Annotated in this window: 16 protein-coding genes; 12 read left to right on the forward strand and 4 right to left on the reverse strand. The window is 67.1% G+C overall.

The features are described from left to right. Window positions 1–131 precede the first annotated feature (131 nt). A complete protein-coding gene (locus KW845_RS06650; protein ID WP_218368346.1) occupies window positions 132–1,037 on the reverse strand; it encodes a LysR family transcriptional regulator in 906 nt (301 codons plus the stop codon). Window positions 1,038–1,126: 89 nt separating this feature from the next. On the opposite strand from KW845_RS06650, the gene KW845_RS06655 reads away from it, so the two are divergent. The 6 genes from KW845_RS06655 to KW845_RS06680 all read left to right on the forward strand — a co-directional run bounded on the left by KW845_RS06655 (window position 1,127) and on the right by KW845_RS06680 (window position 7,751). Continuing rightward, a complete protein-coding gene (locus KW845_RS06655; protein WP_218368347.1) occupies window positions 1,127–1,945 on the forward strand; it encodes an SDR family oxidoreductase in 819 nt (272 codons plus the stop codon). A 74-nt stretch (window positions 1,946–2,019) separates the two neighbouring features. Continuing rightward, window positions 2,020–3,225, forward strand: coding sequence for a Rieske 2Fe-2S domain-containing protein (locus KW845_RS06660; protein WP_255592404.1), 1,206 nt, complete (start codon window positions 2,020–2,022; stop codon window positions 3,223–3,225). Between the two features lie 39 nt (window positions 3,226–3,264). Further along, window positions 3,265–4,245, forward strand: a complete 981-nt coding sequence (locus KW845_RS06665; RefSeq protein WP_218368348.1) for a tripartite tricarboxylate transporter substrate binding protein — start codon at window positions 3,265–3,267, stop codon at window positions 4,243–4,245. A gap of 11 nt (window positions 4,246–4,256) precedes the next feature. Next, window positions 4,257–5,963 carry a thiamine pyrophosphate-requiring protein gene (locus tag KW845_RS06670; RefSeq protein ID WP_218368349.1) on the forward strand — a complete coding sequence of 569 codons (1,707 nt, stop codon included), beginning with the start codon at window positions 4,257–4,259 and terminating at the stop codon, window positions 5,961–5,963. Window positions 5,964–5,966: 3 nt separating this feature from the next. Then, window positions 5,967–6,926, forward strand: a complete 960-nt coding sequence (locus KW845_RS06675; protein WP_218368350.1) for a PDR/VanB family oxidoreductase — start codon at window positions 5,967–5,969, stop codon at window positions 6,924–6,926. A gap of 15 nt (window positions 6,927–6,941) precedes the next feature. Continuing rightward, on the forward strand, window positions 6,942–7,751 hold the full coding sequence (locus KW845_RS06680) for an HpcH/HpaI aldolase/citrate lyase family protein (RefSeq protein ID WP_218368351.1): 810 nt from the start codon (window positions 6,942–6,944) through the stop codon (window positions 7,749–7,751). A 13-nt stretch (window positions 7,752–7,764) separates the two neighbouring features. Here KW845_RS06680 and KW845_RS06685 read toward each other — a convergent pair whose 3' ends face one another. Next, window positions 7,765–8,745 (reverse strand): tripartite tricarboxylate transporter substrate binding protein, encoded by a 981-nt coding sequence (locus KW845_RS06685; RefSeq protein ID WP_218368352.1) that lies wholly within the window; start codon window positions 8,743–8,745, stop codon window positions 7,765–7,767. Between the two features lie 199 nt (window positions 8,746–8,944). On the opposite strand from KW845_RS06685, the gene KW845_RS06690 reads away from it, so the two are divergent. From KW845_RS06690 to KW845_RS06710, 5 genes are all read left to right on the forward strand, one after another. Continuing rightward, the gene (locus KW845_RS06690; RefSeq protein WP_218368353.1) at window positions 8,945–9,853 is read left to right on the forward strand and encodes a LysR family transcriptional regulator; all 909 of its coding nucleotides are present in this window, start codon (window positions 8,945–8,947) and stop codon (window positions 9,851–9,853) included. A 202-nt stretch (window positions 9,854–10,055) separates the two neighbouring features. Further along, the gene (locus KW845_RS06695) at window positions 10,056–13,412 is read left to right on the forward strand and encodes an acetate--CoA ligase family protein (protein ID WP_218368354.1); all 3,357 of its coding nucleotides are present in this window, start codon (window positions 10,056–10,058) and stop codon (window positions 13,410–13,412) included. Between the two features lie 36 nt (window positions 13,413–13,448). Further along, a complete protein-coding gene (locus KW845_RS06700) occupies window positions 13,449–14,339 on the forward strand; it encodes an SDR family NAD(P)-dependent oxidoreductase (RefSeq protein ID WP_218368355.1) in 891 nt (296 codons plus the stop codon). A gap of 37 nt (window positions 14,340–14,376) precedes the next feature. Continuing rightward, window positions 14,377–14,826 (forward strand): Rrf2 family transcriptional regulator, encoded by a 450-nt coding sequence (locus KW845_RS06705; protein WP_218368356.1) that lies wholly within the window; start codon window positions 14,377–14,379, stop codon window positions 14,824–14,826. 124 nt (window positions 14,827–14,950) lie between these two features. Continuing rightward, on the forward strand, window positions 14,951–15,838 hold the full coding sequence (locus tag KW845_RS06710) for an NAD(P)/FAD-dependent oxidoreductase (RefSeq protein ID WP_218368645.1): 888 nt from the start codon (window positions 14,951–14,953) through the stop codon (window positions 15,836–15,838). Window positions 15,839–15,860: 22 nt separating this feature from the next. Here the strand turns inward: KW845_RS06710 and KW845_RS06715 are convergent, their stop codons facing one another. Further along, on the reverse strand, window positions 15,861–17,075 hold the full coding sequence (locus KW845_RS06715; protein ID WP_218368357.1) for an MFS transporter: 1,215 nt from the start codon (window positions 17,073–17,075) through the stop codon (window positions 15,861–15,863). Between the two features lie 106 nt (window positions 17,076–17,181). Here KW845_RS06715 and KW845_RS06720 point away from each other — a divergent pair, with 106 nt between their 5' ends. Further along, the gene (locus KW845_RS06720) at window positions 17,182–17,775 is read left to right on the forward strand and encodes a TetR/AcrR family transcriptional regulator (protein WP_218368358.1); all 594 of its coding nucleotides are present in this window, start codon (window positions 17,182–17,184) and stop codon (window positions 17,773–17,775) included. Window positions 17,776–17,779: 4 nt separating this feature from the next. On the opposite strand, the gene KW845_RS06725 is transcribed toward KW845_RS06720, so the two are convergent. Further along, complete coding sequence (locus tag KW845_RS06725; protein ID WP_218368359.1) at window positions 17,780–18,454, reverse strand: glutathione S-transferase family protein; 675 nt, start codon at window positions 18,452–18,454, stop codon at window positions 17,780–17,782. Window positions 18,455–18,467: the final 13 nt, after the last annotated feature.

Here is an 18,467-nt window from a genome sequence, read left to right on the forward strand (position 1 = left end):
CGGCATGATATGGTCAATATTCCGAACAAAGGTTCGATATTTCGAACAAATGGTACTGCCTGCCGGTGCCCCGGCATGCAGCCCTCGGTAATTCGAAATATCGAACGCAGCCTGCCGCGCGGCGATGACGGCTATGGGTGCTGCGCTGCCGTGCGGCGGCGCGGCCAGGCTCGCACGTGCTTGATGAAGCGCGCCAGCGCCGGATCGTCGTCGTCTTTTCGCCAGGCGAAGTGGGCCAGCGATTCGCTGACGTTTTCGCGGATGCCAAGATACTTGACCCCGGGAATGCCGGACGCCGTGAAAGCGCGCGGCACCACCGCCACGCCGCCGCCCTGGGCCACCAGCAGCACGGCGCTGATCCAGTGCGTGACATTGTGCTGGATGTGCGGCGAGAAACCGGCGGCGGTACTCATGGCCAGCACGCTGTCGAAGTAGCTGGGCGACGTGTCGCGCGCGAACAGGATCCAGGGCTCATCGGCCAGCATGCGCAAGCTGATGGTCTTGTGCCGCGCCACGGGGTGGCCGGCGGGAACGCAGCACACGAAGGATTCGCGCCGCACGGTGATGTAGTCGAGCACGGGCGGCAGCACCGATGCATGCAGGAAGCCGCCGGCAAGCCGGCGATGCTCGATGGCATCGGCCTGCGCCGCCGAGCCCATCTCGCACAGGGAGACGTCCACGCCGGGTTGCTGCGCTTCGTATGAGCGCATCATTTGCGGCAGGCCGCGCAACAGCATGCCGCCGGTGTATCCCAGCCGCAATTGGCCCAGGGCCCCGCCGCCGGTGCGCCGCGTGATGGCGCACGCCAGCTCGAACTGTGCCAGCGTGCGCTGCGCCTGCGGGTACAGCGCACGCCCCGCTGCCGTGAGCGTGACCGACTTGGTGTTGCGTTCGAACAGCTGCGTGCCCAGCTCGGATTCCATCTGCTTGATGGCGGTGCTGAGGGGCGGCTGCGAAATGCACAGGCGCGCGGCGGCCTTGCGAAAGTGCAGTTCTTCGGCCAGGACGACAAAGTACTTGAGTTGGCGGATTTCCATCACTGATTCGGCATGAGTATCAGTTGAGCCAAATATTCAATTGGACTGGATCAATAGTCAAGCCATAAAGTGCCTGCAGGCGGTCACCCATGAACCGCCACAAGGCCAAGATGAACGAGACAAAATCCCCCGAGAGCGAAGGTTCCTGTACGCGTACGGCCATCGTCACCGGCGCCGCGCGCGGCATAGGCGCCGCCACCGCCATCGCGCTGGCGCGGCGCGGCATACACCCCGTGCTTGCCGTGCGCGACCCAGCTGCCGCCGAGCCGGTGCGCGCGCAGATCGAGGCGCTGGGCGCCACCTGTACGATCGAACCGTGCGATGTTACCCGCGATGCCGATGTCGCCGCGCTGGTCGCGCACACGCTGCAGTCGCGCGGGCGGCTGGACGCGGTTGTGAACAACGCCGGCATGATCGGCCCCATTGCGCACCTGGCCGAGGGCGACGCCGACGCGTGGGCGGCCAATGTCGCCACCAACCTGCTGGGACCTTACCGGCTGGCGCGCGCCGCGCTGCCGGCGCTGCAGGCGCAGGGCGGCACGGTGCTGAACGTGAGCACCGGCGCGGCCCACACGCCGCGCGAGGGCTGGTCGGCCTATTGCAGCGCCAAGGCCGCGCTGGCGATGCTGAGCCGCTGCATGGCGCATGAATACGGGGCGCTCGGCATCGCCGTCTACAGCTTCCAGCCCGGTGTCGTCGATACCGACATGCAGGTGCAGATACGCGCATCGGGCATGAACGAGATCAGCCGCATTCCGCGGGAAAAACTGGCCGCCGCGGATCATCCCGCGCGCGTCATGGCGTGGCTGGTGGAGACGCGTCCCGAAGACCTGCGGGGCCAGGAACTTTCCATTGCCGACGAGTCGCTGCTGGCCCGCGCGATGGCCGCTGCCTCTGCAGGCGCATGAGCCGTTGCAACTGAATGGCGCCGAGGCGGCTTCCAGATGCCGCCGGGCTTCAATGCTTTGACACTGGAGATCCAATGAGTGCATCCGCCCCCGCGCCAAGCCGCGCGGAACAACTCAAGCTGCTGACACAGACCGCCCGCGATAGCGAGATGGGGCGCCTGCTGCGCATGTTCTGGCACCCCGTGGCCCTGTCCAGGGACGTTGCGCCGGGCGACGCCATCCCCGTCCGGGCCTTCTGTGCAGAGCTGACCTTGTATCGGGGCGACACGGGCACCGTGCACCTGGTGGGCGGGCGCTGCCGGCACCGCCAGACCGTGCTGCATACAGGCTGGGTACAGGGCGACACCATACGCTGCATGTACCATGGCTGGCAGTATGACGGCGACGGGCAGTGCGTGCAGCGGCCGGCCGAGAAAGAAGCGCGCGTGCCGCCGGCGTGCAAGATTCCCGGCTACCCGGTGCGCGAGTATTGCGGGCTGGTGTTTGCCTACCTGGGCGACGGGCCGGCGCCCGAGTTCGATCTGCCGCGCAAGGATGTCTATGAAGTGCCCGGCGCGCTGATCGTGGCTACGCGCGAAACCTGGAACCTGAACTGGTTCCAGCAGATCGAGAACTCGCTCGATGCGGTGCATGTGAGCTTCGTGCACCAGGCATTGCGGGTGGGGCCGTTTGGCGATGCGGTCACGACCATGATGCCGGACCTGTCGTATGAAGAGAACGAGGCCGGCATCGAGCAGACCGCCACGCGGGCGCACGACAACATCCGCAAGAGCGACTGGACCTTTCCCAACAATAATCACGTGGTGGTGCCCGGCCTGGAAAAAGGCGACCCGTGGATCGACTTCGGCATCTGGATGGTGCCGCAGGACGACGAGCACAGCACGCGCTTTACCTTGTACGTGATGGCGCCGGGCAGCGACGCGGCCAACGAGCGGTTCAATGATTACTTCCGCAAATTCGGCACCTACAACGCGGACGATCATCATGATGAGCTGTTCCACCAGCGCAAGGGCCCGCCCGAAGAAGACTTCCTGGCCGGGCTGATCTCGGCGCAGGATTACGTCGCGCAGAAAGGGCAGGGCACGATCGCGGATCGCAGCCTGGAGCTGCTGGGCAAGTCGGACCTGGGGGTGGTGACGCTGCGGCGCATATTCTGGCGTGAACTGGATGCGCTGCGCAACGGGCAGCCCACCAAACAGTGGCGCAAGCGCGCCGTGCCGTTGTCGCTGCCGACGCAGCCCGGATCGAAACCGGCTGCCGAGAAAGAATCGGTCGCATAACAGGGGCCATCGCCCCAGCCAGGAAAAAGGAGACAACAAATGAATGCATGGACATGCGCGCTGGCGGGCGCAACCTGTCTGGCGCTGTGCCCGCACGTGGTGCTGGCACAGGACGACGTGGCGAAGGACTACCCGTCCAGGCCGATTCGGCTGGTTGTTCCCTATTCGGTGGGAGGCGGCACCGATGTCCTGGCCCGCCTGGCGGCCAAAGAGATATCAGATCAGCTTGGCCAGGCCGTGGTGGTGGAAAACCGGGCCGGGGCCTCGGGCATCGCCGGCACCGAGCACGTTGCCCGGGCCGTGCCCGACGGCTACACGCTGCTGATGGCTCCGTCGGGCCCGCTGGTGATGAATCCGGTGCTGCGCAAGAGCCTGCCGTATTCGTCGCAGAAAGACTTTGTGCCCATTTCGGTGCTGGGGCGCCTGCCGCTGTTGATCACCGTGAATGCATCATTGCCGGTGCATTCCGTCAAGGAGCTGGTGGCGTATGCCAAAGCCCGCCCCGATGAGGTGACCTATGCGTCGAGCGCGCCGTTGTTCCAGCTTGCTACCGAGCTGTTCAAGCAGAAGACCGGCACCGAATTCCTGGCGATTCCCTACAAGAGCAGCGGCGAATCCACGACTGCGCTGATGGGAGGGCAGGTCACCATCGCGATCGCCGATGTGCCGCCGCTGACGGGCCTGATCAAGTCCGGCAAGCTGCGCGCGCTGGCCTACACCAACGACACGCGCAGCGAGACGTTTCCCGATGTGCCCACCGTGGCCGAGGCGGGCGTGCCCGGCACCGAGGTGGCGACGCTGGTTGGCGTGGTGGCGCCCGCCGGCACGCCCATGCCGATCGTGCGCAAGCTGCAGGACGTGCTGGTGAAAATGGTACAGAAACCGGAAACCAAGGAACGGTTCATGGCGATAGGCGTCGAGCCGGTGGGCAGCACATCTGAAGAGTTCGCCCAGGCCATCGAGCATGACCTGGCACGCTGGGCCGATGTCGCCCGGCGCGCCGGCATCGAGCCCAACTAGGAGCCCGCACGATGACCCAGGCGCCGTCGGTGGCGGAGCGCTACTTGTCGCTCTTGAAGCAGCGCGGCATCGATTGCCTGTATGTCGGTGCCGGAACGGACACCGCGCCGCTGGTGGAAGCCTACGCCGGTGCACCGGATGCGGCGCGGCGTTTTCCCCGCCCCGTCGTGGCTACGCACGAGAATCTGGCGGTGGGCATGGCCCATGGCTACGCCATGGTCACCGGGCGGCCCCAGGCCGTGATGCTGCACGTCAGCGTGGGCACGGCCAACGCGGCCTGCGCGCTGATGAATGCCTCGCGCGCCCAGGTGCCGATGCTGTTCACCGCCGGGCGCACGCCGCTGTTCGAGCAGGGGCGGCTGGGGGCCCGCGACAGCGAGATCCATTGGGCACAAGAGATGTACGACCAGGCCGGCATGGTGCGCGAACTGGTCAAGTGGGATTACGAACTGCGCGATGGCGTGCAGCTCGATGTCGTGGTGGGCCGCGCGCTGGCGATTGCCTCTACGTACCCGCAGGGGCCGGTGTACTTGAGCCTGCCGCGCGAGGTGCTGGCGGCGCCGGCGCCCTGCAGCGCGCCGGATGCCATCGTCACGCCTGCCGCGCCGCCCGCGCCCGACCCGGCGGCTCTGGCCAGGCTGGCCGATGCGCTGTCGACGGCGCGCTTTCCGGTGGTGCTTTGCACGGCAAGCGGCGCCGACTCCTCGACCCTGCCGTTGTTGGCCGAGCTTGCCGATCGATTCGGTATAGGCGTGGGCGAAGCGCGCTCGCGCCACGTCTGCTTTCCGGCCAGCCACCCGCTGCATCTGGGCCACGACATGGCCGCCGTGTACGCCCGTGCCGATGCGCTGCTCTACCTGGAGAGCGATGTGCCCTGGGTGCCGTCGCGCTCGAGCCCGGCCGGGCAGGCCTTCGTCGCGCAGTCGGGTTGCGATCCGCTTTTCCAGCGCTATCCGATCCGCAGCCATCGCGCGTCGCTGATACTGACCAGTTCCACGCGCGCGCTGCTGCCGGCATTGATAGCCAGGCTGGCGGCGTGCGGCGCCGAACGCCACGCGGCAGAGCGCCGGGCGCGCATGGCGCAATGGGCCGGCGAACTGCGCGAGGCGGTCGCGGCGCGCGCCGCGCGCGACCAGGAACAGGGCGGCCCCATCAGCAAGGCCTTCCTGTCGCGCTGCGTGTACCAGGCGCTGCCGCCGCTGGCGATCGTGGTCAATGAATATCCGGCAGTACGCGAATGCCTGCCTTTCGAGCACGCCGGGCAGTACTACGCGCATGCGACCTCGGCCGGGCTGGGCTGGGGGTTTCCGGCCGCGCTGGGTGCGCAGCAGGCCGCGCCCGATCGGACCGTGGTCGCGCTGATGGGCGACGGCGCCTACCTGTTTGCCAATCCGGCGGCCTGCCATCACGCGGCGGCGATGCACGGGCTGCCGGTGGTGGCGGTGGTGTTCGACAACGGCGGATGGCAGGCGGTGCGGAACGCCGCGGTGGCTGTCTATCCGCAGGGCAGCGCGGCGGCGATCGGCCGCAACGAGAATGGCGCGACGCCCATGGCCACGCTGGCGCCGATGCCCGACTTCCGCCTGTATGCGCAGGCGTCGGGCGCGCTGGGGCTGCGGGTGGACCGCCGCGACGAGCTGGCGGGCGCGCTGGCCGAAGCCCTGTCCGCAGCACGCGCCAGCCGGCCCGCGCTGGTTCATGTCATAGGAAAGGATTGAGTCTTGGAATTGCTTGCGCTGCAACTGCGCGCCATACGCTATGAAGCCGAAGGCGTCAGCTCCTTCGAATTTCGCCACGCGGATGGGGGCACGCTGCCGGCCTTCACAGCGGGCGCGCATATCGATCTGCACCTGGGCAACGGGCTGGTACGCAGTTATTCGCTATGCAACTCGCCAGACGAGTCGCATCGCTATGTGATCGGCGTGAACCGGGACAGGACCAGCCGGGGCGGCTCGGCGTTCGTGCATGAGCGCCTGCGCGTGGGCGACAGGCTTGCCGCCAGCGTACCGCGCAATAATTTTCCGCTGGCGCACGGCGCCGCGTATTCCGTGCTGGTGGCCGGCGGCATAGGCATCACGCCGCTGTGGTGCATGGCGCAGCGCCTGGAGGCCCTGGGGCGTGCCTGGGAACTGCACTACTGCGCGCGCAGCGAGGCCAGCGCCGCATTCCTGGACGGCATCCGCGCCTTGGCGGCCCGCTCGCGGCATGGGCGCCTGCACCCGCACTTCGACGACCGGATGCAAGGCAGGCTGCTCGACCTGGACGCGGTGATTGCCGGGGCCCCCGGCGATGCGCATTTCTATTGCTGCGGGCCGGTTGCCATGCTGCACGCTTTCGAGCGCTGCACGGCCGGGCTGTCGCCGGCCCAGGTGCACGTGGAATATTTCGCGGCCCAGGCGCCCGCGTCTACTGAAGGCGGCTTCAAGGTGGAGCTGGCGCGCTCGGGCAAGGTGCTGGACGTGCCGGCCGGGAAAACCATACTCGACGTGCTGCTCGAGGCTGGCGTGGATGTTCCTTATTCGTGCCTGGAGGGCGTCTGCGCCACTTGCGAGACCCGTGTAATGGCCGGCGTACCGGACCATCGCGACCTGGTGCTGACCAAAGAAGAGCAGGCCTCTAACAACGTGATGATGGTGTGTTGCTCGGGCTCGCGCACACCTGTCCTGGTGCTTGACCGCTGAACTGGAGAGACGCGCATGAATCCCTTTATCGAACGCTTGAAGCCGGAACAGGGCCCGGCACCCCTGGGCACGTTCCTGATGTCCGCCAGCCCGCTGGTAGCCGAGGCCATGGGCTGCAGTGGCTTCGAGTGGGCCATCATCGACGCCGAGCATGCGCCCATCGATGTGGCCGACGTGGCGCACCTGTTGCAGGCCATCGGCAATACCGCCATGCTGCCCGTGGTGCGCGCGCCCTGGAACGAACCGGTCGTGGTCAAGCGCTTGCTCGATGCCGGTGCGCCGACCCTGCTTTTCCCCTTCATCCAGAATGCCGATGATGCGCGCAGCGCCGTGGCCGCCACGCGCTATCCGCCGGAAGGCATCCGCGGCATGGCGGGCTTGAGCCGTGCATCGCGATTCGGCGCCCGGCCGAACCACTTTCGCACGGCGAATGCCTCGATCGGCGTGGTGGTGCAGATCGAAACCCCCCAGGCGGTCGAGCAGCTCGAGGCTATTGCCGGGGTGCCCGGCGTGGACGCCTTGTTCGTGGGGCCAACCGACCTGTCGGGCGGCATGGGCCTGTATGGCGATGCCAGCCACGCCCGGGTGCGTGAAGTGGTGGCCGATGTGGCGCGCCGGTGCAAGGCGCTGGGCAAGCCGGTGGGTACCCTGGCCCCCACCACGCAAGCGGCGCTGCAATGCGCTGACCAGGGATTCGATTTCGTGGTGCTGTCTTCCGACCTGGGCATGATGCTGGCGCAAGCCAGGGCGGCCAAGGCCGAATGGGACAAGCAACTAGGCGGTGGCGATGCAGTATCCGGGCGCCCGGTGCGCGCGCCGGGCTGAGCGCGGCGCCAGGCTACTCGCCCCGGATGCTTGCCTTCTGGATCACATCCGTCCACTTGGCCATTTCGGCGTCGATGAATTTGCCGAACTCGGCGGCGCTGCCTGGGTGCGGTTCCATGCCTTGGGCCAGGAAGCGCTTGCTGATTCCGGGGTCCACCAGTGCGCGGTTGATTTCCGTGTCCAGGCGCTGGACGACGGTGGCGGGCACGCCGGCCGGCGCCATGAATCCATACCATCCGGCAGCGATCACATTGGGTAGGCCCTGCTCGCGCAATGTGGGCGCTTGCGGGTAGATCGCGCTGCGTTCGGCCGACGCGACGCCCAGCACGCGCAGTTTGCCGCTTTCGATATGCGGCAGCGCGGCCGTGATGGCAGTCAGCGTGGCATCGAGGCGGCCGGCCAGCAGGTCGGTGTAGGCCATGACATCGCCGCGGTACTGCACCGTCAGGCCTTTGACATCGGCATCGCGCAGGAACAGTTCCGCGGCCAGGTGAGGCAGCGAGCCATTGCCGGGCGAACCGAAGGTCAGGCCGTTGGCCTGTGACTTGCCGTAGGCAATCAATTCTTGTGCGGTCTTGGCCGGCGATTGCGCGTTGACGACCAGAAAAAGCGGAACCGTGGCTGACATGGCCACCGGCTGGAGATCTTTCTTGGGGTCGTAGCCCAGCTTGCCGTACAGCGCCTGCAGCGTGGAATAGGGGGCGGCGGCGTACAGGATGGTGTAGCCGTCGGCCGGGGCCTGGGCCACGAACTCATTGCCCAGCCGGGTGCCCGCGCCGGCCTTGTTTTCGACGATGAAAGTCTGGCCGAGACGTTTCGCCAGGTACTCGCCCAGCAGCCGCGCCGACAGATCGTTGGGGCCCCCGGCCCCGTACGGCGCCACGATCTTCACGGTGCGGGCAGGCCATTCGTCCTGCGCGAACACGCGCGGCGCCGCACCGGCGCAGGCGGCCGCGGCAGCTGCGCCCAACAAGGTCCTTCGGCTCATTTTCATGCTTGTCTCTCCTGTTGTTCGAATAAGAATAAGTAGGGAGCGTTCGCCGCGGTATCCGCCGGAAATCGAAGCCTGCACGAAGCTCGAGAGGCGATGATAGATGCCGGGTTCTATTAGGACAATTTTCAAATTATTGATGACCTAGAACCCTGGGTTATAAATTGGCTTTTACTTCCCGACAGGCGGCAAAGGACACTCCATGGCGCTCGAAGTCACAGTGAGGCAACTGCGCGCTTTCATCACCGTACTCGAATGCGGCAGCTTTTCAGAGGCGGCCGACACGATGCATCTGTCGCAGGCGGCGTTGAGCGGCCTGGTCAAGGAACTGGAAAACCGGCTGGGCGTGCGGCTGCTGGACCGCAACACGCGCAGCGTCGGCGCCTCGGTGGTGGGCGCCGCGTTCGAGCCCATGGTGCGCCGCGTGCTGGTTAACCTGGATGAAGCCCTGGACAGCGTGACCAACTTGAAAGAGCTGCGCCGGGGCCTGGTGCGGGTGGCCGCGCCCGAGACCTTGTCGTGCACGCTGTTGCCCGAACTGATCGCCGGCTACGGGGCGCGCTATCCGGGCGTGGATGTCCGGTTCGATGACGTGCCGATCGAGCAAGTGCTGGCCGGCCTGCACAACGGCAGTGCCGATCTCGGCTTCGGCCCGGCGGGTGTACTGGCCGACGATGCGGTGCAGGCCCACTTGATCCGCATCGACCCGCTGTGGGCGGCGCTGCGCGCTGATGATCCGCTGGCGGCAGGGGAATCGGTAAGCTGGAAGGCGCTGCGCACGCGGCCACTGATCAATTACATGCCCAACCTGGCGCTCAATGTGCTGAGCAATGTGCCGTCGCGCCACCATCCCGAGGAAATCGTGCCGGTGCATCGTGTCAATACGGCCTTGGCCTTGTTGCGGGTGAGGCCGGGCTTTGTGATCTGCCCATCCATGGCGCGATCGCTGGTCGAGGGCTTTGGCCTGGTGTTCCGGCCGCTATGCCAGCCTACCGTGACGTGGCGCATTGCGCTGTTCGCCCGCGACCGGTCGACTTTGTCGCCCGCGGTGGAGAGCTTTCTGGACTATGCCCTGGAAACCGCCCAGGCCGGCGAAGGTGGCCGTGCGTAGGGCGCGCGCCAGGTGCCAGCCGCATGGGGCGCCGCTGGCGGGGATTGGCAATAAATAAGATGAACTTATAAAAAGCTCGGAAATCTCGTATTGTCTGATAAAAAGCGGACGCGTATCTTAGGCGGCCGGCCTCGAGTGTCCGCATGGTGTGGATGCCGATTGCAGTTCGCAGGGGCCCGCCTCGATCCTTGCCCCGCCGCCCATGACTTTGCCAGACCTCGATTCTTTCCTGTCGCCGCGCTCCATCGCCATCGTTGGCGCTTCGTCCCATTCCAGCAAGGTTGGCGCCGCACCGGTGCGATACCTGGTCGAGCACGGCTACCGTGGCGACATCTATCCGGTCAACGCCAGGGTAGAGGCAATCGAAGGGTGCCGGGCCTATGCGTCGCTGCGCGCCATCGGCCGGCCGATCGACCTGGCGATCTTCGCCATTCCGGCCTCGGGCGCCGATGCGGCGCTCGATGACGCGATTGCGGCAAGCGTGAAGAATATCGTCATGTTTTCGGCGGGCTACGCCGAGATGGGCGCGCAGGGTGAAATGGCGCAGCGCGCGTTTGCGGAGAAGGCCCGGGCGGCAGGCATCCGCCTGCTGGGCCCCAACTGCCTGGGCTTCATGAATGTTGCGCAGTCGGTGTATGCGACCTTCTCGCCGGTGGTGTCGACCGGGCTGGCCAAGACAGGCAAGGTAGGGCTGGTCAGCCAAAGCGGTGCGTTCGGCGCCTATGCCTATGCAATGGCGCGCCAGCGCGATGTGGGCCTTTCCATGTGGGTGACCACCGGCAACGAGTCGGATATCGACGTGGCGGACTGCATTGCGTGGATGGCACGCGACCCGGCAACGCAGGTCATCATGGCCTATCTGGAAGGATGCCGCGACGGCCGGAAACTCAGGCAGGCACTGGACCTGGCGCGCGCCGCGGACAAGCCGGTCGTGGTGGTGAAAGTGGGCCGCACGGCGCTGGGCGCCGTCGCGGCGGCATCGCATACCGCTGCCTTGGCGGGGGACGATGAGGTATACCAGGCGCTGTTTCGCCAGCATGGCGCGTGGCGGGCCCGCACGATAGAAGAGTTCTTCGACATCGCCCATTGCCTTGCGGTGTCTGGCCGGCCGGCCAATACCCGGGTGGGCTTGTTGACGGTGTCGGGCGGCGTCGGAGTGATGATGGCCGACGATGCGACCGAGGCGGGACTGGATGTCGCCGAGCTGCCCGCCGCCGCGCAAGCGATGATCCGCGCCCGCGTGCCATTGGCGGCAACCCAGAATCCGGTCGACCTGACCGGCCAGGTGACGGCCGACCCTACGCTGCTGGAGACGGCCGCGCGCGCGATGTTGGGCGAGGCGGGCCACGGAAGCCTGTTGATCTTCCTGGCGGCGTTTGGCAGCACACCCGCCATGCTCGCCATCCAGCAGAAGTTGGCCCGCGACTTGCGGCAGGAGTTTCCGGGGGCATTGGTGATGTTCAGCACCTTGGCCGACGCGGCGCAGCAGCGCGCGCTGCAAGAGCAGGGATGCCTGTGCTATTCCGATCCGGCCAGGGCCATTCGTGTGCTGGCCGCCATGCGTTTTTTCCATGCCCACAGGCAGCGGCCGGCAGTGTCTGCGCCAAGCGCGCCGGCGCCGTCGGTGATGCTGCGGCCGGGGGCCTATAGCGAGGCCGAGGCAATGCAGGTGCTGCGGGACAGCGGGATACCGGTGGTGCCCGCGTGCCGCGCGCATTCCCGTGCAGACGCAATGGACCATGCGCGTAGCCTCGGCTTCCCGGTAGCGATGAAGGTGTTGTCGGCCGATATCACGCACAAGAGCGACATGGGCGGCGTGATATTGAACGTGGGCGATGCGGACGAGGCCGGTGCGGCGTACGACCGCATCATGGCTGCTGCCGCTGCGGCGGCCCCGGACGCACGGATCCAGGGCGTGCTGGTCGCGCCGATGGTGCGGGGTGGCGTGGAATGCATCCTGGGGGTGCGCCGGGATCCTGTCCTGGGGGCTGTGGTGATGCTGGGGTCGGGAGGCGTCAATGTCGAACTATTGCGGGATGTGGCTTTCCGGCTGGCCCCGGTCGATCATCGGCAGGCGCGCGACATGATCGGCGAACTGAAGACCGCGCCGCTGTTCAGCGGTTTCCGCGGTGCGCCACCTGCGGACGTGGATGGCCTGGCCGAGGCCATCGTGCGGCTCTCGCAGTTTGCGCTGGCGGCCGGAGACACCCTGGATGCCGTCGAGCTGAACCCGTTCGTGGTGCTGCCCGAAGGGCAGGGGGCATGCGCGCTGGATGCGGTGTTGCTGACCCGCGCCGCGCCTGTCGCGACACCGGCCGCGCGGACAGCGGTACTGGCTACCCTGCCGCTGTTCGAGATGGCGCGCATGCGCGCGTCGAACACGGCGCGCAAGCACCCGGCCGCCGGTTTCGCGGGCGACAGCGCGGTGTCGAGAATGCGCTGGGTGAACCAGTTCACGCATACCCGGCGATTGCGCAGCCCGGACGACAAAGAAGTCGTGACGCCGAATAACGACACGCTGTTTACCAATGCGTGGCTGGACCTGTCGGCAGGGCCGCTGGTCATCGACGTTCCGGAAATGGGGCGGCGGTACTGGGTACTTGGTTTTCTCGACGCCTGGACCAATCCCTGGGCCTATGCCGGACGGCGCACCACCGGCGGCGATGCGCAGCGCCTGTTCGTGCACGGCCCCGGCTGGCAAGGCGATGTGCCGGCCGGCATGCACTGCATCAGCGCGCCCAGCGACGATGTGTGGATCATAGGCCGCATCCTGGTCGATGCCGACCCGGCGGACCTGGCGGAAGTCCATGCACTGCAGGATCGCTTTGCCATTCATCGGCTCGATGGGAAGGTTGCGCTGTCGCGCATCGATACCCTGCTCGGCAATCGCGACACCGGTGTGCCCGACGCCCGTGAATACCTGCGCGTGCTTGGCGTCATGCTGGAACGCAACCCACCCGCTGCCGCCTTGCCGTCATGGCCGCCCGCAATGGAAGACCTGCAGGCCGCCTTGAATGAGGTCTACACCGAATTGCGCGACGTCGCCCAGCCGTCGGAATTGGGCGGCGGCTGGACGACGGCTGTTGCCGTACGCACCAGCTTTGGCGATGACATCGTGACGCGCGCACGCGTGGCGCGCAACTGGATCGGCACGCTGGGTATCGACGAGGCCATGTACATCATGGCTGAAGTCGATGCCGATGGCGAGCCTTTGACGGGCGCGCGACGCTATGTGCTGCGCTTTCCTTCGGACGGGGGGCCGCGGGTGGGTGCATTCTGGTCGATCACCCTGTATCGCCGCAGCGATTGCCTGCTGGCGGCGAACCCCATCGGCCGGCACTCGATCGGCGACCGCACGCCAGGGCTGCGCCACGACGAGGATGGCGGCCTGAGTATCCGGATTCAGGCCGAGGATCCCGGGCCGGGCAAGAACTGGCTGCCCGCGCCCGCCGGCCAGGGTTTCTATCTGACACTGCGGCTGTACCAGCCCCGGCACGAGCATCTGGATGGTACTTTCGATTACCCGGCGGTGCGGCGCGTGGACCGAGGCCAGGCCTGAACAGGCTCGGGACTATCCGCAAACACAGGAGGCAGTATGTCGAAACGACTGGAGCACCGCGTGGCCATCGTGACCGGTGCCGGCGGCGGGCTGGGGCGCACCCATGCCCTGGAACTGGCAAGGCAGGGCGCGCGGGTGGTGATCAATGACCTGGGCGATGCGGCACAGGCCGTGGCGGGCGAGATCCGCGCGGCCGGCGGCCAGGCCATGGCGCTGGCGGGCGACGTGACGCGGTACGCCGACATGGAAAGCCTGGCTGCGCTTGCGGTGTCGACCTTCGGCCGTATCGACATCCTGGTGAACAATGCAGGCATCTTGCGCGACAGGACTTTCGCCAAGATGTCCCTGGAAGATTTTCGCCTGATGCTGGATGTCCATGTCATGGGAGCCGTCAACGCAACCAGGGCCGTGTGGCCCCGGATGCAGGCGCAGGCTTATGGGCGCATCGTGATGACGACTTCTTCGTCGGGCTTGTATGGCAACTTCGGGCAATCGAACTATGGCGCGGCCAAGATGGCGCTGGTCGGCCTGATGCAGACCCTGTCGCTCGAAGGCGCCAAATACAACGTGCGGGTGAATTGCCTGGCGCCCAGCGCCATGACAGCGATGACCGAGGGTTTGATGGATGAGGCGGCCACGGCGGTGTTGACGCCAGAGCGGGTCAGCCCCGGCCTGGTTGCCCTGGTTGGCGATGATGCGCCGACGCGCATGATCCTGCTGGCCGGCGGAGGAAGCTACGAATGTGCCCACATTACGATGACCCAGGGCATTTATGTCGGGGATGCGGACGACCAGGTCGAAGCGCTGTGCGGCCAGATGGCCCAGGTCCAGGCGCAGGCTGGCCAGTGCGTTCCGGCTTCGGGATGGGAGCAGCCGCGCCACGAGCTGGCCAAGGCCGGGGCGAACGCCCGCCCGACAGGATCGTAGATAATGCCGGGTGTGGCCCCAGCCTTGACGCACCCCCATGAGAACCGATAGCCGCCTTTCCCGCATGCTGCATGTGCTGCTGCATATGGCCCGTGCCGACCTGCCCATGACGTCCGAGCAGATCGCGGGCATGCTGGGCACCAACGCCGCTGTCGTGCGGCGTACCATGGCGGGCCTGCGCAAGGCGGGCTATGTGCAATCGGACAAGGGGCATCACGGCGGCTGGCGGCTGGCGCGCGGCCTGGACCGTATTACGCTGCTCGACGTGCACCATGCGGTGGGCGGCCCGCGCATCTTCGCGATTGGCGCCGACCGCGACAACCCCGACTGCGCGGTAGAGCGCGTGGTCAACGCGGCGCTTGCCGACGCTTTGCAGCAGGCCGAAGCCCTGCTGGTCCAGAAGCTGGGTTCGGTCAGCCTGGCTGACCTGGCGGGGCAGTTCGATGCCCTGTGCCGTGCCGACGCCGGCGCCCGCAAGCACCGCTGAACACCTGCGACGCTGCCCAGGCAGCACGCCGGGGCCGTTGCCCTGGCGGATGGCCTCTTATCTTGCGCTTTAATGTATCATTAAAAGATACGTGAAATTCGCAACCCACCTGGATGAGGTCTTCATGGATTACGAGGTGATCATTATTGGCGGCAGCTATGCCGGCTTGTCGGCCGGCCTGCAGTTGGCGCGGGCACGGCGCACGGTACTGGTGATCGATGCCGGGCAGCGCCGCAACCGCTACGCCGCGCATTCGCACGGCTTCTTGACGCAAGACGGCAAGCCGCCCGGGCAGATTGCCGCCGAAGGACGCGCGCAGTTGATGCGGTACGCCACGGTGCAGTGGCTGGACGGCCAGGTGGTCCACGCGCAGCCCATGCCGGGGGGGTTCCAGGTAAGGCTGCAAGAAGGAACCCCCCATACCGCCCAGCGCATCATCCTGGCCGCGGGTGTGGAAGACGAGTTGCCGCCGTTGCCGGGCTTGGCGCAGCGCTGGGGCAAGCACGTGTTCCATTGCCCCTATTGCCACGGCTATGAATTGCAGCAGGGTCGCATCGGCGTGCTGGCGGTTTCCGCGATGTCGCTGCACCAGGCACTGATGCTGCCCGACTGGGGGGCGACCACGCTGTTCCTGAATGGCGCCTTCGAGCCGGACGCCGAGCAGCAGGCGCACTTGCGGGCGCGCGGCGTGCAGGTGGAAGCGGGCGGGGTGCAACGCCTGGATGGCGAAACCCTGGATGTCGTCATGCAGGATGGCCGCGTGTTCGCGCTGGACGGCATGTTCGTGGCAACGCGCGTAAAACCCGGCCCGCTGGCTGCGCAATTGGGTTGCGTACTGGAAGACGGGCCGCTGGGCGCTTACGTGAAGACGGACCCGATCAAGGCGACCACGGTGCCGGGCGTGTTCGCGTGCGGCGACTTGGGGCGCGCGGCCGGCTCGGTTGCGCTGGCCGTGGGCGATGGCGCCATGGCGGGCGCGGCGGCGCATCGTACGCTGATGTTCGGGTTGTGAGGGGGCGCCGGCGCGATGCCGGCTACGCGAACGCGCCGGGGCGCGCGTACCGGTATTGGATTGCCGCGGCCACGCACAGGGCCAGGACCAGCAGGCCGCAGGCGGCCAGCACATTGGTGTGCAAGCCGTAACGGTCGACCACATTGCCGCCCATGAACGACCCGGCCGCGATGGCGGAATTGAAGGCTGTCACGGACCAGGCAGTGGCGGGCTCGAGAGCCTTGGGCGCGGCTTTCATGGTCCAGGTCATGACGGACACGGACACGCCGCCATAGGCCAGGCCCCACAGCACCAGCACCAGCGCGCCGCCCCAGGTTCCGCCCGAGGTTGCGACCAACAGCAGCAGGGTCGTTGCCAAGCCCGCCGCGATCACGATCAGCGTCCAGCCGGCCCGCCGGGCGGCATTGACCCCGGCGATGAAGTTGCCGGCGATGCCGGCTGTGCCGTAGGCGAACAGCAGCGCGCCGATCCATTCGGGATGGAAACCCGAGACGGCCAGCAGCCAGGGGCGCACGAAGGTGAATGCCATGAAATGGCCCGCCACCAACAGCATGGTCAGGATCAGGCCCAGCCGCAGGCGCTGATTGGACAGGGCATCGCGCAGCCCCCGTACCGACACCGACTGGCCGACGGGCAGCGAGGGCATGGACCACAGGTGCAGCGCCAGCACGATGGCCGCCAGTATGGCCATGCTGCCGAAGGCCATGCGCCAGCCGGCCAGGTCGCCGATCAGGGCGCCCAGGGGAACGCCCAGCACCGAGGCGGCCGCCACGCCGCCGAAAATGATGGACGTGGCCAGGCCCACCGAGGCGGCCGGCACCAGCCGTACTGCCAAGGTGCCGGAAATGGCCCAGATGCCTCCCATGCACAAGCCCACCAGGACACGCGAAGCCAGCAGCCACGCCATGCTGGGCGCCAGGGCGCTGGCCAGATTGGCGGCGATGAGCAGGACAAACAGCACGGACAGGATATGGCGCCGGTCGATATTGCCGGCGGCAACCACCACCAGCGGCGCGAACAGGGCGGCCAGCAGGGCGGGAACCGTCAGCAGCAGCCCGGCGGTGCCGGTGGACGCCCCCACGGTGTCGGCGATAGAGGTCAGCAGGCCGACCGGCAGCATTTCGGTCGTGACGATGGCAAAAGTGGCCAGCCCGCCGCAAGCGACCGCCATCCAGGGGTGGGATGAGCCTGGCGGCTGGCTGGCGGGGCGGGAGCGGGAACGTCTTGAGTCAGTCATGGTGCATGAAGATGCGGTGGATGACCTGGGCGGCGCAGGTAATGCATAATAGAAACATACGCAACGTATGTCAATTTACATACGTTACGTATGTAAAGGAGACGCCATGCCCCGCCGCACCCGTGCCGAAATGATCGAGCAAACCCGCGCCAAACTGGTCGCGGCCGCGCGGGTGGCCTTTGGCACGCAGGGCTACGCCAATACCTCGATGGATGATTTCACGGCATCGGTGGGCCTGACGCGCGGGGCGCTGTATCACCATTTTGGCGACAAGACCGGCTTGCTGGCCGCCGTGGTCGAGCAGATCGACGAGGAAACCGATGCGCGGCTGCAGGCCGTATCCGACGCGGCGCCAGACACCTGGGAGGGATTCCGCAATCGCTGCCGGGCTTATCTGCAAATGGCGCAGGAACCGGAAATGCGGCGCATTGTGCTGCAGGATGCGCGCGCGGTGCTGGGCGGCGCCTCGGCAGTGTCGCAGCAGTTCTGCGTGGTGTCGATGGCCGAACTGCTGGATACGCTGATGCAGAAAGGCGTGATCAGGCGCGCCGAGCCGCAGGCGCTGGCCCGCCTGATCTATGGCGCGCTGGCCGAGGGCGCGTTCTGGGTCGCGGAACCGGCGGGCGCCGGCGATGGGCAGCGGCTGGCCCAGGCGCAGGGAGCGCTGGACGTGCTGCTGGATGCACTGCCGGTCGCGTGACGGCTCAGCCAGCCGCGCGCTGCGATGATGCCCGGCTGGCTTCGTATTCGGCGAATGGCCGCAACTGGGCGGCCAGGGCCTTGCCGAAGGCCGGGCGCGCTTCGCAGCGATCGCGGTAGGCCTGCAGCGTGGGCCGGTCGGCCACCAGCGTGGTGTTGTGCAGGATGCGCAGCACGCTGGCCATCATCAGGTCGCCCGCGGTGTAGCGATCTTCAAGATAGTCGCGTTCGCCCAGCCAGGCCGCCAGTTCATCCAGCCGCTTGCATACGGCCTGCTGCGCGGTAGGGCGGGCAGGCGCGGCCCAGGGCTGGTCGGCATGGAACACATCCAGGGCAGCCAGTTGCATGATGGGCGGTTCAAGCGTGTTCAGGGCTGCCAGGGTCCAGGCGCGTGCCCGCGCGCGGCCCTGGGCGTCGGAGGGCATCAGGGCCGTGCTGCGTTCGGCGATTTCCAGCACGATGGCGCCGGATTCGAACAGCTTGAGCTCGCCTTCTTCGATGGCCGGGACTTGGCCGAAGGGCTGCAGCGCCCGGTATTCGGGGCTGGCCTGGTCTTTCGTGCCGATCAGGCGTTCGCGATAGGCGATGCCGGCTTCTTCCAGCGCCCAGCGCACGCGCAGGTCGCGCACCTGGCCCTGCGCGAAGGGCGGCACCCAGCGGAATGCGGTCAGCGTGATCATGTCGTGTTCCCCC

It is taken from the genome of Bordetella sp. BOR01 (genome assembly GCF_019218885.1).
GTDB lineage: Bacteria > Pseudomonadota > Gammaproteobacteria > Burkholderiales > Burkholderiaceae_B > Bordetella_A.